Source organism: Citrobacter sp. UYEF32 (assembly GCF_040546205.1).
Taxonomy (GTDB): domain Bacteria; phylum Pseudomonadota; class Gammaproteobacteria; order Enterobacterales; family Enterobacteriaceae; genus Phytobacter; species Phytobacter diazotrophicus.
Genome location: NZ_JBEPNI010000003.1, coordinates 180804 through 197430 on the forward strand (window position 1 = coordinate 180804; position 16627 = coordinate 197430).

General features: G+C 53.7%; 17 protein-coding genes. 13 read left to right on the forward strand and 4 right to left on the reverse strand.

Going from position 1 to position 16627, the window contains the following annotated elements; all coding sequences use genetic code 11:
• The first annotated feature begins 51 nt into the window (after window positions 1-51).
• The 7 genes from queA (at window position 52) to ABIB59_RS09160 (ending at window position 7366) form a co-directional block, all read left to right on the forward strand.
• On the forward strand, window positions 52-1122 hold the full coding sequence (queA, locus tag ABIB59_RS09130; protein WP_041852535.1) for a tRNA preQ1(34) S-adenosylmethionine ribosyltransferase-isomerase QueA: 1071 nt from the start codon (window positions 52-54) through the stop codon (window positions 1120-1122).
• Between the two features lie 123 nt (window positions 1123-1245).
• Window positions 1246-2373 carry a tRNA guanosine(34) transglycosylase Tgt gene (gene tgt, locus ABIB59_RS09135; RefSeq protein ID WP_041852534.1) on the forward strand — a complete coding sequence of 376 codons (1128 nt, stop codon included), beginning with the start codon at window positions 1246-1248 and terminating at the stop codon, window positions 2371-2373.
• A gap of 22 nt (window positions 2374-2395) precedes the next feature.
• Window positions 2396-2734, forward strand: a complete 339-nt coding sequence (gene yajC / locus ABIB59_RS09140) for a preprotein translocase subunit YajC (protein ID WP_041852533.1) — start codon at window positions 2396-2398, stop codon at window positions 2732-2734.
• 27 nt (window positions 2735-2761) lie between these two features.
• The gene (secD, locus tag ABIB59_RS09145; protein WP_072039800.1) at window positions 2762-4609 is read left to right on the forward strand and encodes a protein translocase subunit SecD; all 1848 of its coding nucleotides are present in this window, start codon (window positions 2762-2764) and stop codon (window positions 4607-4609) included.
• Window positions 4610-4619: 10 nt separating this feature from the next.
• Window positions 4620-5591, forward strand: a complete 972-nt coding sequence (gene secF / locus ABIB59_RS09150; protein ID WP_041852531.1) for a protein translocase subunit SecF — start codon at window positions 4620-4622, stop codon at window positions 5589-5591.
• Window positions 5592-5762: 171 nt separating this feature from the next.
• Entirely contained in the window at window positions 5763-6110 is a 348-nt protein-coding gene (gene yajD / locus ABIB59_RS09155; protein ID WP_041852530.1) for an HNH nuclease YajD, read from the forward strand.
• Window positions 6111-6160: 50 nt separating this feature from the next.
• Window positions 6161-7366 (forward strand): hypothetical protein, encoded by a 1206-nt coding sequence (locus ABIB59_RS09160; protein ID WP_354035087.1) that lies wholly within the window; start codon window positions 6161-6163, stop codon window positions 7364-7366.
• A gap of 141 nt (window positions 7367-7507) precedes the next feature.
• On the opposite strand, the gene ABIB59_RS09165 is transcribed toward ABIB59_RS09160, so the two are convergent.
• Complete coding sequence (locus ABIB59_RS09165; RefSeq protein WP_041852528.1) at window positions 7508-8386, reverse strand: nucleoside-specific channel-forming protein Tsx; 879 nt, start codon at window positions 8384-8386, stop codon at window positions 7508-7510.
• A gap of 296 nt (window positions 8387-8682) precedes the next feature.
• Window positions 8683-9225 carry a SadB/YajI family lipoprotein gene (locus ABIB59_RS09170; RefSeq protein WP_041852527.1) on the reverse strand — a complete coding sequence of 181 codons (543 nt, stop codon included), beginning with the start codon at window positions 9223-9225 and terminating at the stop codon, window positions 8683-8685.
• 153 nt (window positions 9226-9378) lie between these two features.
• On the opposite strand from ABIB59_RS09170, the gene nrdR reads away from it, so the two are divergent.
• The 6 genes from nrdR (at window position 9379) to pgpA (ending at window position 13478) form a co-directional block, all read left to right on the forward strand.
• Window positions 9379-9828: a transcriptional regulator NrdR gene (gene nrdR, locus ABIB59_RS09175; protein WP_041852526.1), complete on the forward strand. Its 450-nt coding sequence runs from the start codon at window positions 9379-9381 to the stop codon at window positions 9826-9828.
• 2 nt (window positions 9829-9830) lie between these two features.
• Window positions 9831-10934, forward strand: coding sequence for a bifunctional diaminohydroxyphosphoribosylaminopyrimidine deaminase/5-amino-6-(5-phosphoribosylamino)uracil reductase RibD (gene ribD / locus ABIB59_RS09180; RefSeq protein WP_354035090.1), 1104 nt, complete (start codon window positions 9831-9833; stop codon window positions 10932-10934).
• An 89-nt stretch (window positions 10935-11023) separates the two neighbouring features.
• On the forward strand, window positions 11024-11494 hold the full coding sequence (ribH, locus tag ABIB59_RS09185; RefSeq protein ID WP_041852524.1) for a 6,7-dimethyl-8-ribityllumazine synthase: 471 nt from the start codon (window positions 11024-11026) through the stop codon (window positions 11492-11494).
• Between the two features lie 19 nt (window positions 11495-11513).
• Complete coding sequence (nusB, locus tag ABIB59_RS09190; protein WP_041852523.1) at window positions 11514-11933, forward strand: transcription antitermination factor NusB; 420 nt, start codon at window positions 11514-11516, stop codon at window positions 11931-11933.
• Between the two features lie 74 nt (window positions 11934-12007).
• On the forward strand, window positions 12008-12985 hold the full coding sequence (gene thiL, locus ABIB59_RS09195; protein WP_041852522.1) for a thiamine-phosphate kinase: 978 nt from the start codon (window positions 12008-12010) through the stop codon (window positions 12983-12985).
• Window positions 12963-13478 carry a phosphatidylglycerophosphatase A gene (pgpA, locus tag ABIB59_RS09200; RefSeq protein WP_354035108.1) on the forward strand — a complete coding sequence of 172 codons (516 nt, stop codon included), beginning with the start codon at window positions 12963-12965 and terminating at the stop codon, window positions 13476-13478. Before thiL ends, pgpA begins: the two co-directional genes overlap by 23 nt.
• A gap of 89 nt (window positions 13479-13567) precedes the next feature.
• Here pgpA and ABIB59_RS09205 read toward each other — a convergent pair whose 3' ends face one another.
• Window positions 13568-14542, reverse strand: coding sequence for an aldo/keto reductase (locus tag ABIB59_RS09205; protein ID WP_041852520.1), 975 nt, complete (start codon window positions 14540-14542; stop codon window positions 13568-13570).
• A gap of 186 nt (window positions 14543-14728) precedes the next feature.
• Window positions 14729-16591, reverse strand: coding sequence for a 1-deoxy-D-xylulose-5-phosphate synthase (gene dxs, locus ABIB59_RS09210; RefSeq protein WP_354035111.1), 1863 nt, complete (start codon window positions 16589-16591; stop codon window positions 14729-14731).
• Window positions 16592-16627: the final 36 nt, after the last annotated feature.

The following is a 16627-nucleotide window of genomic DNA, read 5'->3' on the forward strand; positions in this document are numbered from 1 at the left end:
ACGCCCCGGCACTAGACTACCCGCCTCTTATTTACGTCTCGAGTTAGTGTCATGCGCGTTGCCGATTTTTCCTTTGAATTACCTGAATCCCTGATTGCCCATTATCCGCAGCCTGAGCGCAGCAGTTGCCGCTTGCTGTCGCTGGACGGGCCGACAGGCGCGCTTGCGCACGGTACGTTCACGGATTTACTCGACAAACTGAATCCTGGCGACCTATTGGTCTTCAATAATACCCGCGTGATCCCGGCGCGCCTGTTCGGGCGCAAAGCCAGCGGCGGTAAGATTGAAGTGCTGGTTGAGCGTATGCTTGATGATAAGCGCATTCTGGCGCACATCCGTGCCTCTAAAGCACCGAAACCGGGCGCGGAACTGTTGCTGGGCGATGACGAGAGCATCCATGCCACCATGGTGGCCCGTCATGATGCGCTGTTCGAAGTGGAATTTAACGACGAACGTCCGGTGCTTGATATTCTTAACGCCATCGGCCATATGCCGCTGCCGCCTTATATTGACCGTCCTGACGAAGACGCCGACCGTGAGCTTTACCAGACGGTCTATAGCCAGAAGCCGGGTGCGGTTGCGGCGCCCACCGCCGGTCTGCATTTTGATGAACCGCTGCTGGCGCGTTTGCGCGAGAAGGGGATTGAGATGGCATTCGTCACGCTGCACGTCGGGGCGGGAACCTTCCAGCCGGTGCGCGTGGACAGCATCGAAGACCATATTATGCACTCTGAGTACGCCGAAGTGCCGCAGGAGGTTGTCGATGCGGTGCTGGCGGCCAAAGCGCGTGGCAATCGTGTTATCGCCGTGGGGACCACCTCCGTGCGTTCGCTGGAGAGCGCGGCGCAGGCGGCGAAAAATGCATTGATCGCGCCCTTCTTTGGCGATACGCAAATCTTTATTTTTCCGGGCTATCAATATCAGGTTATCGATGCGCTGGTGACCAATTTCCACCTGCCGGAATCGACCCTGATTATGCTCGTTTCGGCTTTCGCTGGTTATAAGCACACCATGCACGCCTACCAGGAAGCGGTTGCGCACAAATATCGCTTTTTTAGTTACGGTGATGCGATGTTTATCACGTACAATCCGCAGGCAATTAATGAACGTCCGGGTGAGTGATCTCCCCTGACCGTCGTAGCCCGGCTAAGCGATAGCGCCAGCCGGGGCACTATTAGCACCCTGGCGTGATGCCGGGGTGAATTGTTAACCATCAGACTGTCTCTCTGATGCAGGAGAAATGAAGTGAAATTTGAGCTGGATACCACCGATGGTCGCGCACGCCGTGGCCGTCTGGTGTTTGATCGTGGCGTAGTGGAAACGCCTGCTTTTATGCCTGTCGGCACCTACGGCACTGTTAAGGGGATGACGCCGGAAGAAGTGGAAGCCACTGGCGCGCAGATTATCCTCGGCAATACCTTCCACCTGTGGTTGCGTCCGGGTCAGGAAATTATGAAATTGCACGGCGACCTGCATGACTTTATGCAGTGGAAAGGGCCGATCCTGACCGATTCCGGCGGCTTCCAGGTTTTTAGCCTGGGTGACATTCGTAAGATCACCGAGAAAGGCGTGCACTTCCGTAACCCAATTAACGGCGATCCGATCTTCCTCGATCCTGAAAAATCCATGGAAATTCAGTACGATCTCGGCTCCGATATCGTCATGATTTTCGATGAATGTACGCCGTACCCGGCAGACTGGGACTACGCTAAACGTTCAATGGAGATGTCGCTGCGCTGGGCAAAACGCAGCCGTGACCGTTTCGACTCGCTGGAAAACCCGAATGCGCTGTTTGGCATCATTCAGGGGAGCGTTTACGAAGATTTACGCGATATCTCTGTGAAAGGTCTGGTAGAGATTGGCTTTGATGGCTACGCTGTCGGCGGTCTCGCTGTGGGTGAACCAAAAGCGGACATGCACCGTATTCTGGAACATGTTTGCCCGCAAATACCGGCGGATAAACCACGTTATCTGATGGGCGTGGGTAAACCAGAAGATTTGGTAGAAGGCGTTCGTCGCGGCATCGATATGTTTGACTGTGTTATGCCAACACGTAATGCCCGCAATGGTCATTTGTTTGTGACCAACGGCGTGGTGAAAATCCGTAACGCGAAATATAAGAGCGATACGGGTTCACTCGACCCTGAGTGTGATTGCTACACCTGTCGCAATTATTCCCTCGCTTACTTGCATCATCTCGATCGTTGCAACGAAATATTGGGCGCGCGACTCAATACCATTCATAACCTGCGTTACTACCAGCGCTTGATGGCGGGTTTACGTAAGGCTATTGAAGAGGGTAAATTAGAGAGCTTCGTGACCGATTTTTACCAACGTCAGGGGCGAGATGTTCCGCCTTTGAATGTTGCTTAATTTTAATAATGAGGGAATTTGAATGAGCTTTTTTATTTCTGATGCGGTAGCAGCAACAGGCGGCGCGGCAGGTGGCAGCCAGAGCCCGATGTCTCTGATCCTGATGTTGGCGGTGTTTGGTCTGATTTTTTACTTCATGATCCTTCGCCCACAGCAGAAACGCACCAAAGAACATAAAAATCTGATGAACTCCATCGCGAAAGGTGATGAAGTGCTGACCAACGGTGGTCTGGTTGGTCGCGTAACCAAAGTAGCGGAAACTGGCTACATTGCTATCGCGCTGAACGATACCACCGAAGTGGTTATCAAACGTGACTTCGTAGCTGCCGTTCTGCCGAAAGGCACCATGAAGGCGCTGTAATTTCTTGTTTTCCCAAAGGGAACTGCCGTGTTAAACCGTTATCCTTTGTGGAAGTACATTATGCTGGTCGTCGTCATTGCCGTCGGCCTGCTCTACGCACTTCCCAACCTGTATGGTGAGGATCCGGCTGTTCAGATCACTGGTGCGCGCGGTGTCGCCGCCAGTGAGCAAACGCTGATCCAGGTCCAGAAAACTCTACAAGAAGAAAAAATCGACGCGAAGTCTGTGGCACTGGAAAACGGCGCTATTCTCGCTCGCTTTGACAGCACTGACGTTCAGTTACGCGCGCGTGAAGCGCTGGTGTCTGAGCTGGGTGACCAGTTTGTCGTGGCGCTTAACCTTGCTCCGGCCACCCCGCGCTGGCTGAGCGCAGTCAATGCCGAACCCATGAAACTGGGTCTTGACCTGCGTGGCGGCGTGCACTTCCTGATGGAAGTGGACATGGACACCGCGCTTGGCAAACTCCAGGAACAGAATATCGACAGCCTGCGTAGCGATCTGCGCGATAAAGGCATTCCTTACACCACTGTGCGTAAGGAAGATAACTATGGCCTGAGCATTCTCTTCCGCGATGCCAGCGCACGTGACCAGGCGGTCACTTATCTGACCCAACGTCACCGTGATCTTGTTATCACCAGCCAGGGCGACAATGCGCTGCGTGCGGTGATGTCCGACGCGCGTCTGAGCGAAGCCCGCGAATACGCGGTGCAGCAAAACATTAATATCCTGCGTAACCGTGTGAACCAACTCGGCGTCGCTGAGCCGCTGGTACAGCGTCAGGGTTCAGACCGTATTGTGGTTGAGTTGCCGGGTATTCAGGATACGGCGCGTGCAAAAGAGATTCTGGGTGCAACGGCGACGCTGGAATTCCGTCTGGTAAACAGCAATGTTGATCAGGCCGCCGCCGCCGCGGGCCGCGTTCCGGGCGATTCCGAAGTGAAGCAGACCCGCGAAGGCAACCCGGTTGTGTTGTACAAACGGGTGATTCTGACCGGTGACCATATCACGGACTCCACGTCCAGCCAGGATGAGTACAACCAGCCACAGGTGAACATTTCCCTGGATAGCGCTGGCGGTAACATCATGTCTAACTTCACTAAGGATAACATCGGCAAACCGATGGCGACCCTGTTCGTGGAGTACAAAGACAGCGGTAAGAAAGACGCCAATGGCCGCGCTATTCTGGTGAAAGAGGAAGAGGTGATTAACATCGCCAATATCCAGTCTCGTCTGGGTAACAGCTTCCGTATCACTGGTATCAGTAACCCGACCGAAGCGCGTCAGCTCTCTCTGCTGCTGCGTGCCGGTGCGCTGATTGCGCCGATTCAGATTGTTGAAGAACGTACCATTGGTCCAACACTGGGGATGCAGAACATCACTCAGGGGCTGGAAGCCTGTCTGGCAGGTCTGGTGGTCTCCATCATCTTCATGATCTTCTTCTATAAGAAGTTTGGTCTGATCGCGACGAGCGCACTGATTGCCAACCTGGTACTGATTGTCGGCATTATGTCCCTGCTGCCAGGGGCGACGCTCACCATGCCGGGTATTGCGGGTATTGTGTTAACCCTTGCGGTCGCGGTCGATGCTAACGTACTGATAAACGAACGTATCAAAGAAGAGTTGAGTAACGGTCGTTCGGTGCAGCAAGCCATTGATGAAGGTTATAAAGGCGCGTTCAGTTCCATCTTCGATGCGAACGTCACCACGCTGATTAAAGTCCTGATCCTGTACGCAGTGGGTACGGGCGCCATCAAAGGCTTTGCCATTACAACCGGTATCGGTGTGGCAACGTCGATGTTTACTGCAATTGTCGGCACCCGTGCCATCGTGAACCTGCTGTACGGCGGCAAGCGCGTTAAAAAGCTGTCTATCTGAGGAGTGCGTTGTGGCACAGGAATACACTGTTGAACAATTGAACTACGGCCGTAAAGTCTGGGACTTTATGCGCTGGGATTACTGGGCGTTCGGCATCTCAGGTCTGCTGTTAATCATCTCTATCGCTATCATTGGCGTGCGCGGGTTTAACTGGGGTCTGGATTTTACCGGCGGTACGGTTATCGAAATCACGCTGGAAAAACCAGTGGATATGGACCAGATGCGTGAAGCACTGCAGAAGTCGGGTTTTGAAGAGCCGCTGCTGCAAAACTTCGGCAGTAGCCGCGACATCATGGTACGTATGCCGCCTGTACACGGGGAAACCGGTGGTCAGGAGCTGGGCAGCAAAGTCGTTAAAGTCATTAACGAAACCAGCAGCCAGAATGCAACGGTCAAACGTATTGAGTTTGTTGGCCCGAGCGTGGGTGCAGACCTTGCGCAAACCGGTGCTATGGCGCTGATGGTGGCGCTGATTTGTATCCTTGTTTACGTCGGGTTCCGCTTTGAGTGGCGTCTGGCGGCAGGGGTAGTTATCGCGCTGGCGCATGACGTCATCATTACCATGGGCGTGCTGTCGCTGTTCCATATCGAGGTTGACCTGACTATCGTGGCATCGCTGATGTCCGTTATCGGTTACTCGCTCAATGACAGTATCGTGGTGTCTGACCGTATTCGTGAAAACTTCCGCAAGATCCGTCGCGGAACCTCTTACGAAATCTTTAACGTGTCGCTGACCCAGACGCTGCATCGTACGTTGATCACCTCCGGCACAACCTTAGTCGTGATCCTGATGCTGTATCTGTTTGGTGGTCCGATTCTGGCGGGCTTCTCCCTGACCATGCTTATTGGTGTCACCATTGGTACGGCGTCCTCGATTTACGTGGCCTCTGCGCTGGCGCTGAAACTGGGCATGAAACGCGAGCATCTGATTCAGCAGAAAGTGGAAAAAGAAGGGGCGGATCAGCCGTCAATTCTGCCGTAATTCGGCTCCCCGCTTAAAAAAACCGCAGCCGCAAACTGCGGTTTTTTTATGGCTGATGCGGCTGCGTTACATCAAAGAGGACTTTCTCCGTCCAGATGCGGGAATATTGATAAAAACGCTGGTGCGCGCGAAACTGACGCTAATCCAATATTTATCCAGGTACTGACATATATGGCGATTATCCCTAAAAACTATACGCGGCTGGAAAGCGGCTACCGTGAAAAAGCATTAAAACTGTTTCCATGGGTGTGCGGGCGCTGTTCGCGGGAGTTTGTTTATTCGAACCTGCGTGAACTCACCGTTCACCATATCGATCACGATCATACCAATAACCCCGAAGACGGCAGTAACTGGGAATTGCTTTGCCTGTTCTGCCACGATCATGAGCATTCGAAATATACCGAAGCGGACCAGTACGGTTCGACGGTTGTTGCAGGGGAGGATGCGCAAAAGGATATTGGTGAGGCGACCTATAATCCGTTCGCCGACCTGAAAGCGATGCTCAACAAGAAAAAATAAAACAAAACTGAAAACCACGGATGGTTTTCTGACGAACAAGGATGTCTGCTATGAGTAAACCTCACTATTTTACATTCCGCTTTCGCGGTTTTGCCGTGGGTAACGATCCCGAAAGCGGCTATCTGCGCCTCATTACCCGCCATCACACTTTTTATACCGATAAGCGCTTTTTCAAGGATGATTCAGGCTTTGACCAGCTTCAGCCAGACAGTCGAATCTACCTTGGAACCCACCGTTTAAAAGATGGCAGTTACTGGATTGACTGGATAACTGATGGCACGACGACGCTTGAGATCGCTCACGCACGTCCCGCGTTACTTTTCCCGCTTAGCCGCCTGCTAACAGGAATTCCGGCTTTTTTTATCTCTGGCTCAATGATGTTTAGCTGGGGATTTGCTTTTCTTATGCCGCTGCTGTTTCTGTCCGTCACGATGATGCTGCTAACCTGGGGACTGGCGGACCTTCATGCGGTCTGTTTGCGCTTTTCCCCACGGGTTCGTGATCTTCTGGCAAAGCTTGAGCAGACAAAGCGGGGTGATACCTCCTTTTGCGAAGATATTGGTCGGGCGCTGTTAAACCCGCCGTATCCCGATTCGATGCCGGAAGGCTTCTCTGACTTTGGCCCAACGTTGAGTGAAATAAAACAGACGGTCTCGGCTGTCAGAAGCGGGGAGTGGAAATCGTATCTTGCCGACAATTCCGGTGCGGCGCTGGTATATGTATGTCAGGGGCGAGGGTTATCGCTGTCATGGCGGATGGGAGATCCGGCGCTGCGCAGCCAGATCGATAAAATTTTGCCTTTTTTCTACCGGACCCACGCGCCTTTTATCAGTCAGGGCGATCATGTTCTGACCATTTTCAACCACCATTCAAATAAAGCGATTGGCGTCTATAACTTTACCGATGGCGGCTGCTACATCGCCAACGGCAACTGGTATCGTAGTGACCAAAGTATGGCGGCATTTTATCGGGGGATGTTGTTTATCTTTGCCCCATGCATGATGATGCTTTTTAGCGCGGGCTTTGCATTGAGCGCGGGCGATGTATGGCGCTGGCATGCAGTTTGCGGGGCACTGAAAAGTATGTTTTCCGTCCTCTGCATCCTCTGTGGCGCACTGCTTGGGGGAAGCGACCTGGCTATTCAACTGACACGCTTATGCTCATCTCGGGTCAGCGACTGGCTACGCCTGCGCAGGCGGCTTGAAAAATTGCGTCAGGAACAGCAGCACCCACCTTACATTCAGGAGATTTGGTAATGTTCGCTACCTTTCCCCGGCGCTGCCTGTGCGTGGCGCTTTTGTTGGCGCTCGGTTACTGGCTGAGCCCGTTTACTGTTTGAAAATAAAAAGGCACCGACGCAAATCGCGTTCGGTGCCTGATTTTAAGCCCAAAAGCGCTTAGAAGTTGTAACCCACAACCAGGTATCCACCCCAACCCGTAGAGCGTACGTTCTCTTTCATCCAGACCAGGTCGGCATCATTATTCCACTGACCACCATTGTGCCAGTAACGCGCAACAGCAGAGTAGTGCCAGTGATCGTAGCTCAGAGACAGGATGTGGCTGGACGCGATAGAGTTGTTGGTGCGCTGCTTGATGCCGTTTTCAGCATACGCACTCTTATCGCCCAGATCTGAACCCCAGTCAAAGTTGGTGAAACCGATATAGCTCAGGTTGCCGCCCCACAGGGAGGTGATCGGCACAAAGTATTTCACTTTGAAACGGTAGCCGTCCCAGTCGTTCTGGTTTTCTGCACCGTAGTTCTGCCACTGGTATTTCGCGTACACGTTCAGAGACAGGCTCATCGGCAGACCGGTATCGATGTCAGTACCCAAGCCCATGTACCAGGTGCTCTGGCGGCCGGATGCGTTGCGACCCATGTCGTAGATGTAGTTGTTCGCGAAGTACCACTCTTTGAACGGGCCAAAGCTCAGGTCGGTACCGGTCAGCTTATCAATCGAGAAGCGCGGTTCGATTTCCATGAACAACGGCGAGCCGTGGTTCCAGATACCTTTTGCGTCGGTGTTACCACCGAAGAAGACGGGGGCATCGGCATAGCCATAAAAATCGAACCAGTCTTTTTTAGCAAATGCTTCATATTCCAGATAGGTATCGTTACGAATCTGCGGTCCGAAGCGGGTGTGATAGCTGCCTACCACGTTAACGCTCTGGTGCCACCAGTCAGACACGTATTCCGGTTTGCTGTTATCCGCTGCATTCACGGAGAAAGAGGTCGTAAAAGCCAGTGCAGCGCCGGCTGCGAGTAATGTTTTCTTCATAATTATGCCACTGATAAGAGATCCCTTACGGGAATGAAAGAATGCACGCATTGCGTTTCTAAATATTTCATGTTTCTGCGGGCTTATTATAAGTATCCTTGCTCACAAAAATATGTGTTGTTTCACATTAATGAAACACACGTAATCGATTGCGTTCACGTTTGCGCGTATTAAGCAGCGGGGATTGTACTGATGATCATCATTGTTGCCAATAAATGACACCCACCAGATTCTCATCCGGCGGGTGTTCAGACGTAACAAAGTGTGAATAAGAGCGACGGCGTCGCCGGGGAAAATTATTGCGGAGTGGCGGGCTGAATATCGTGGATGCGAACGAAACCTAACTGATCCGGCGTGATGCCATTGAGTTGTAGCGCGACGTCAACATCACTTGGCGCGAGCGTACTGGCCGGAGCACTAATGAGCTGGTTTTGCACGTTAACTTCCTGGAAGTTCTGCGTGGTGCCCTGAATTTGTCCCCACTCAACGGTGCCGCTGAATGCCGGGAGTGGATCGTTAGACTCCCCCTGAATTCGCAGCGTGGCCCGCGTGCCGTTCGCATTTGGCGTGATGTCTTTCAACGTCATACGCAGCATACCGATCTGGCTGTTCAGCCGGGCAGGGGTGTTGGAGCCGGGTAGCAGGTAGACACCATTGGTGGATTTAGCATTCAGCGCGTTTTGCTGGGTAATTTTCACCGTCTCTTTGTTCAATTTGGCCATTTCATTGTTCAGGGTGCTGACATCCTGATGCAATTGGCGGACCTCGCTTTGCTGTGCACAGGCGCTAAGGGCGAAAACGCTTCCCAGCAACAGGGATCTTAGGTAACGTCTTGTCATTCTGTCTGTTTCCTTGAAAATGAGGATGTTCTTTATGGTAGATCGCAACAGCTACGTTGCCATCGATCCATTGTCTCAAAATCGGCTCGTCTTTGTTGTCATGCCAGTTCAGGGTAAAATAGATTTCAGTTAACTCACTCGCCAGGACGTCGTATGCATTGCCCATTCTGTTTCGCCGTGGATACCAAAGTAATTGATTCTCGCCTTGTCGGTGAAGGTTCCTCTGTTCGCCGCCGCCGCCAGTGTCTGGTATGTAATGAACGTTTCACCACGTTCGAAGTGGCTGAGCTTGTCATGCCGCGCGTTGTAAAAAGCAATGAAGTTCGCGAACCGTTCAACGAAGATAAGCTACGCAGCGGCATGTTAAAAGCGCTGGAAAAACGCCCGGTGAGCTCTGATGACGTTGAGATGGCGTTAAATCACATCAAGTCACAATTACGTGCTACCGGTGAGCGAGAAATTCCCAGCAAAATGATCGGCAATCTGGTCATGGAACAATTGAAAAAGCTCGATAAAGTTGCCTATATCCGTTTTGCGTCGGTATATCGCAGTTTCGAGGATATCAAAGAGTTCGGCGAAGAGATCGCCCGTTTACAGGACTGATCATGCACGACGAAATGTACATGGCGCGCGCGCTTAAGCTCGCGCAACGCGGGCGTTTCACCACTCATCCGAACCCGAATGTCGGCTGCGTGATTGTGAATAATGGCGAAATCGTCGGCGAAGGCTTCCACTATCGTGCGGGTGAACCGCACGCTGAGGTACATGCATTGCGTATGGCGGGTGAGCGCGCACGGGGTGCTACCGCGTATGTGACGCTTGAGCCGTGCAGCCATCATGGGCGTACACCGCCGTGCTGTGAAGCACTCATTGCCGCTGGTGTCGCTCGCGTTGTGGCGGCCATGCAGGATCCGAATCCGCAGGTTGCCGGGCGGGGGTTGTACCGCCTGCAGCAGGAGGGCATCGAGGTCAGTCATGGTCTGATGATGTCAGAAGCCGAAGCGCTGAATAAAGGTTTTTTAAAACGCATGCGTACCGGTTTCCCCTGGATCCAGCTTAAACTTGGCGCATCCCTTGATGGCCGTACCGCGATGGCCAGCGGCGAGAGCCAGTGGATCACGTCGCCGCCGGCGCGACGCGACGTACAGCGTTTACGCGCCCAGAGCCACGCGATTTTAACCAGTAGCGCGACGGTACTGGCGGATGACCCCAAACTGACCGTCCGCTGGGACGAGCTGAGCCCTGACATACAAAAGCTTTATCCGCAGGAAAACCTGCGCCAGCCGGTGCGTATTGTCGTGGACAGCCAGCATCGTGTGACGCCTGAGCATGCCATCGTTCAGCAGCCGGGAGAGACCTGGTTTGCGCGGACACGCCACGATAGCCGAGCCTGGCCTGAATCAGTACGTGAGATCCTCGTGCCGGAACACCGTGGTCATGCAGACCTGGTCACGCTGATGATGATGCTGGGCAAACAGCAGATCAACAGCATTTGGGTAGAAGCGGGGGCTAACCTTGCGGGCGCGTTGCTGCAGGCGGGGCTGGTCGATGAACTGATTGTCTATCTTGCGCCGAAACTGTTGGGCGCGGATGCTCGGGGGCTGTGCGTGCTGCCAGGGCTGGAAGCGCTGGCCGATGCACCCTCTTTTAAATTCAATGAGATACGTCAGGTTGGGCCAGACGTCTGCCTGCATCTTACCCACGCGTAGCCTCTGCTGTAAAAGGGAGGCAGCGCGTGAAATATTATGATAAAATCCGCCCCCCTGCGGGGTCTGAACTGAACCTGTGAAGGAAGAGTATGAACATTATTGAAGCTAACGTTGCTACCCCGGACGCTCGCGTCGCCATCACCATTGCGCGTTTCAACAACTTTATCAATGACAGCCTGCTGGAAGGTGCGATTGACGCCCTGAAACGCATTGGTCAGGTAAAAGATGACAACATTACCGTTGTTTGGGTGCCAGGCGCGTATGAACTGCCACTGGCGGCTGACGCGCTGGCGAAAACCGGTAAATATGACGCGGTGATTGCGCTGGGTACCGTTATCCGTGGCGGCACCGCGCACTTTGAATATGTGGCTGGCGGTGCAAGCAATGGTCTGGCGCATGTCGCTCAGGACAGTGGGATCCCGGTAGCCTTCGGTGTTCTGACCACTGAAAGTATTGAACAAGCCATCGAACGTGCTGGCACCAAAGCCGGTAACAAAGGTGCAGAAGCTGCACTGACCGCGCTTGAAATGATTAACGTATTGAAAGCCATCAAGGCCTGAATTTTGTAAGGGGAATTCCGTGAAACCTGCTGCTCGTCGCCGCGCCCGTGAGTGTGCCGTCCAGGCGCTCTACTCCTGGCAGTTGTCCCAAAACGACATCGCTGATGTTGAATACCAGTTCCTGGCGGAACAGGACGTAAAAGATGTGGACGTTCTGTACTTCCGTGAACTGTTGACCGGGGTGGCGACTAACAGCGCGTATCTCGACGGCCTGATGAAGCCGTACCTGTCCCGTCTGCTCGAAGAGCTGGGCCAGGTTGAAAAAGCGGTGCTGCGCATTGCTCTGTTCGAGCTGTCTAAACGTGATGATGTCCCGTACAAAGTTGCGATTAACGAAGCTATCGAACTGGCGAAAACCTTCGGCGCAGAAGACAGCCACAAATTTGTAAATGGCGTGCTCGACAAAGCAGCCCCCGCGATCCGTCCCCACAAAAAATGATCCGTAAGCCGGAGCCGGGCGTTGTTTTGATACGCCCGATCCGGCTTTTTCTTTTCTTTGCTGAGGCATAACGTATGGCATGCGGCGAATTTTCCCTGATTGCCCGTTATTTTGACCGTGTAACAAGCTCGCGCCGTGACGTCGATACCGGCATTGGCGACGACTGTGCACTGCTCAACGTACCCGAAAAGCAGACGCTGGCAATCAGCACTGACACGCTGGTGTCAGGCATCCATTTTCTTCCTGATATCGAACCGGCTGACCTGGCATATAAAGCCCTGGCGGTGAACATTAGCGATCTGGCGGCCATGGGGGCTGATCCGGCATGGCTAACGCTGGCGCTGACCCTGCCGAATGTCGATGAAGACTGGCTTAAAGCGTTTAGCGATAGCCTGTTCGAGCAACTCAATTACTACGATATGCAACTCATTGGCGGTGACACAACCCGTGGCCCGTTGTCGATGACGTTGGGTATTCATGGCTATGTTCCCGCCGGGCGCGCTTTAAAACGTAGCGGCGCTAAGCCTGGTGACTGGATTTATGTCACAGGCACACCGGGCGATAGCGCAGCCGGGCTGGCTATTTTGCAAAAGCAGTTGCAGGTTGCCGACGCACAAGATGCCAAATATCTGTTGCAGCGCCACCTGCGCCCTGTACCGCGCGTTTTACACGGGCAAGCGATGCGCAATCTGGCAAGCTCGGCTATCGATCTCTCCGATGGGCTGATCTCGGATCTTGGACATATTCTCAAGGCCAGCGGTTGCGGTGCGCGGGTCGATCTCAATGCGTTACCTTATTCGCAGGCGATGTTGCGTCATGTGGATGCGGAACAGGCTCTGCGCTGGGCGTTGTCAGGCGGAGAAGATTACGAGTTGTGCTTTACCGTACCGGAAATTAACCGGGGCGCGCTGGAGGTAGCCGTGGGCCATCTGGGTGTGCCTGTGACCTGTATTGGGCAGATGAGCGCGGATGTGGAAGGACTGAATTTTACCCGTGAAGGTAAAACTGTGACGCTTGACTGGAAAGGATATGACCATTTTGCCGCGCTTTAAAGACATTGCCAAAAGCCGTTTGAAAATGAGCAACCCGTGGCATTTGCTGGCTACGGGTTTTGGCAGCGGATTAAGCCCTGTCGTGCCAGGCACAATGGGCTCTTTGGCCTCTATCCCGTTCTGGTATCTGATGACCTTTCTGCCGTGGCAGCTCTATTCATTGCTAGTGATGCTGGGGATTAGCGTGGGCGTTTATCTCTGCCATCGTACGGCGAAAGATATGGGCGTGCACGATCATGGCAGCATCGTCTGGGATGAATTTATCGGGATGTGGATCACCCTGATGGCACTCCCGACGAATGACTGGCAGTGGGTCGCCGCCGGTTTTGTGATCTTCCGTATTTTCGACATGTGGAAACCGTGGCCGATTCGCTGGTTTGATCTGAATGTGCATGGGGGCATGGGGATCATGGTTGACGATATCGTGGCCGGGATTATCTCCGCAGGTATTTTGTATGCGGTCGGTCACTACTGGCCTATTGGTATTCTCTAACCGTTGCTTTTATCAGAGGTTGCCCGGATGGTAAGGCGTTTAACGCCGCATCCGGGACATTTCAGACCGTTCAAATAATCACTAACGAATCACTTAAACCCGACCACCGGATGCTGTTTGTACGGTGTTTCCATTTCGGCGATCTGCTCTGGTTTTAGCGTTAAATCTACCGCCTGTAATAGCTCTTCGAGTTGCTCTTCGCGTGATGCGCCGATAATCGGGGCGGCAATACCGGGTTTGCTCAGCAGCCATGCCAGCGCGACCTGCGCGCGCGTAGCACCCGTTTCTTCGGCAATGGAGCCCAGACGCTCAGCAATCTGCGCGTCGTTCTCATCGCTTTCGTTGTAGAGTTTTTTCCCCACTTCGTCTGATACGATTCGCGCGGTGGTTTCACCCCAGGGACGAGTCAGGCGACCGCGCGCCAGCGGACTCCACGGGATCACCGCCACCCCCTCTTTATAGCAGAGCGGCAGCATTTCACGCTCTTCTTCACGGTAGATGAGGTTGTAGTGATCCTGCATGGTGACAAAGGGCGCCCAGCCGTGCTGTTTTTGCAATTCCAGCGCCTGTGCGAACTGGTGAGCGTGCATGGAAGACGCGCCGATGTAACGCGCTTTCCCGGCTTTTACGACATCATTGAGCGCTTCCAGCGTCTCTTCAATCGGCGTGTTGTAGTCCCAGCGGTGGATTTGCAGTAAATCGACATAGTCCATCCCCAGGCGTTGCAGGCTGTCATCAATGGAGCGCAGAATTTGCGCACGTGAGAGGCCTTCTTTGAGCGTGCCGGATGCATGATAGACCTTGGTGGCTACCACCACGTCTTCACGGCGGGCGAAGTCACGTAGCGCACGGCCCACGATCTCTTCACTGCTGCCATCGGAATAGCTGTTTGCGGTATCGAAGAAGTTAATGCCGCCATTCAGGGCGTGCTGGATAATCAGACGACTGCTCTCTTCCGGCAGCGTCCAGGCGTGGTTGCCACGATCTGGCTCGCCAAAGGTCATGCAGCCAAGGCAAAGGCGGGAAACTTTAAGATCTGTTTTTCCTAACGTGTTGTATTGCATGGGTCCACTCCTGCTTATACTCGTTATATTTCGAGTGACAGGTGCGTTGCCTGCGTCAGCGCGCCCCAGTCACATAGGTGTCTATGCTCCTGGGGACTTACTGACTTGCCGCCTTCCTGCAACCCGAACTATTTAGAGTAGGATTACAAACATTACCGTTAAGCATAGCAGGAGCGACAGGGGAGGTTATGCGAGCCAGCTTGTGATACGTGCTTGAATACCCGCAGCATCCAGCCCCAGTTCGGCACGCGCTTCATCCTGGGTTCCCTGCGGAATGAAGAAGTCCGGCAGGCCGAGGTTCAGGACAGGAATCGGCTTACGCTGCGACATCAATAGCTCGTTCACGCCGCTGCCCGCACCACCGATGATGGCGTTTTCTTCCAGCGTAACCAACGCCTCATGCCGTGCCGCCATCTCCAGAATCAGCGCGTTATCAAGCGGTTTAACGAAACGCATATCGACCAGTGTGGCGTTGAGTGTTTCCGCGGCTTTTGCGGCTTCCGGCAATAAGGTGCCGAAGTTAAGGATGGCGATTTTCTCACCTTCGCGCTTCACCAGGCCTTTACCTAACGGCAGTTTTTCCAGCGGTTCGAGCGTCACACCAACCGCGTTACCACGTGGGTAACGCACGGCGCTCGGGCCTGCGTTGTGGTGATATCCGGTAAACAGCATCTGGCGGCATTCGTTCTCGTCGCTTGGCGTCATGATAATCATGTCCGGGATACAGCGCAGATAGGAAATATCAAACGCCCCCTGGTGAGTCTGGCCATCAGCACCGACGATCCCTGCACGATCAATGGCGAACAGCACCGGCAGTTTCTGGATAGCGACGTCATGGATAACCTGATCATAGGCACGCTGCAAAAAAGTGGAGTAGATGGCGACCACTGGCTTATAGCCGCCAATCGCCAGCCCGGCGGCAAAGGTCACCGCGTGCTGTTCAGCGATCGCAACATCGAAATAGCGATCCGGGAATTTACGGGAAAACTCCACCATGCCTGAACCTTCACGCATCGCGGGGGTAATCGCCATCAACTTGCTGTCTTTTGCCGCCATTTCGCACAGCCAGTCACCGAAAATCTTCGAATAGCTCGGCATGCCGCCACTGCTTTTCGGCAGGGTACCGCTGGTCGGGTCGAATTTCGGTACCGCATGGAAAGTGATTGGGTCTTTCTCGGCGGGCTCATAACCACGGCCTTTCTTGGTCATGATATGCAGGAACTGCGGGCCTTTCAGACCACGCATATTCTTAAGCGTATTGATAAGCCCCATAACATCATGGCCGTCAACCGGGCCAATGTAGTTAAAGCCCAACTCTTCAAACAGGGTGCCGGGCACTACCATGCCTTTGATGTGTTCTTCGGTACGCTTGATGAGCTCTTTGATTGGCGGCACGCCGGAAAGCACCTTTTTGCCGCCTTCGCGCAGCGTGGAATAGAGCTTACCGGAAAGTAACTGCGCCAGATGGTTATTCAGCGCGCCGACATTTTCAGAAATCGACATCTCATTGTCGTTCAGCACAACCAGCATATCCGGGCGGATATCGCCCGCATGGTTCATGGCTTCGAATGCCATCCCGGCGGTAATCGCGCCATCGCCAATCACGCAAACGGTACGGCGCTGTTTACCCTCTTTCGCGGCGGCAACGGCAACACCAATGCCCGCGCTGATGGATGTGGAGGAGTGACCGACGCTTAACACATCGTATTCGCTCTCACCTCGCCACGGGAAAGGATGCAGGCCGTCTTTCTGCCGGATAGTACCGATGCGGTCGCGTCGGCCTGTAAGAATTTTGTGCGGATAAGCCTGGTGGCCAACGTCCCAGATTAACTGATCAAATGGCGTGTTATAGACATAATGAAGCGCCACGGTCAGTTCAACCGTGCCAAGCCCGGAGGCGAAGTGTCCGCTGGAGCGGCTCACGCTGTCGAGCAGGTAGCGACGCAGTTCATCGCACAGCTTCGGCAGGCTCTCTTTTGGCAGCGAACGCAATTCCGCAGTGGAATCGACAAGTGCCAGGGTCGGGTATTTGGCTATATCAAAACTCATCAGAGACTCATCGTGTTGCTCGTCATCCATTGGGCG

What these genes read in the sequence shown, in the direction of transcription:
- queA (WP_041852535.1), top strand. Translation starts at nt 52, where the DNA reads ATGCGCGTTGCCGATTTTTCCTTTGAATTACCTGAATCCCTGATTGCC.
- yajC (WP_041852533.1), top strand. Translation starts at nt 2,396, where the DNA reads ATGAGCTTTTTTATTTCTGATGCGGTAGCAGCAACAGGCGGCGCGGCA.
- yajD (WP_041852530.1), top strand. Translation starts at nt 5,763, where the DNA reads ATGGCGATTATCCCTAAAAACTATACGCGGCTGGAAAGCGGCTACCGT.
- ABIB59_RS09160 (WP_354035087.1), top strand. Translation starts at nt 6,161, where the DNA reads ATGAGTAAACCTCACTATTTTACATTCCGCTTTCGCGGTTTTGCCGTG.
- ABIB59_RS09165 (WP_041852528.1), bottom strand. Translation starts at nt 8,386, where the DNA reads ATGAAGAAAACATTACTCGCAGCCGGCGCTGCACTGGCTTTTACGACC.
- ABIB59_RS09170 (WP_041852527.1), bottom strand. Translation starts at nt 9,225, where the DNA reads ATGACAAGACGTTACCTAAGATCCCTGTTGCTGGGAAGCGTTTTCGCC.
- nrdR (WP_041852526.1), top strand. Translation starts at nt 9,379, where the DNA reads ATGCATTGCCCATTCTGTTTCGCCGTGGATACCAAAGTAATTGATTCT.
- ribD (WP_354035090.1), top strand. Translation starts at nt 9,831, where the DNA reads ATGCACGACGAAATGTACATGGCGCGCGCGCTTAAGCTCGCGCAACGC.
- ribH (WP_041852524.1), top strand. Translation starts at nt 11,024, where the DNA reads ATGAACATTATTGAAGCTAACGTTGCTACCCCGGACGCTCGCGTCGCC.
- thiL (WP_041852522.1), top strand. Translation starts at nt 12,008, where the DNA reads ATGGCATGCGGCGAATTTTCCCTGATTGCCCGTTATTTTGACCGTGTA.
- pgpA (WP_354035108.1), top strand. Translation starts at nt 12,963, where the DNA reads ATGACCATTTTGCCGCGCTTTAAAGACATTGCCAAAAGCCGTTTGAAA.
- ABIB59_RS09205 (WP_041852520.1), bottom strand. Translation starts at nt 14,542, where the DNA reads ATGCAATACAACACGTTAGGAAAAACAGATCTTAAAGTTTCCCGCCTT.
- dxs (WP_354035111.1), bottom strand. Translation starts at nt 16,591, where the DNA reads ATGAGTTTTGATATAGCCAAATACCCGACCCTGGCACTTGTCGATTCC.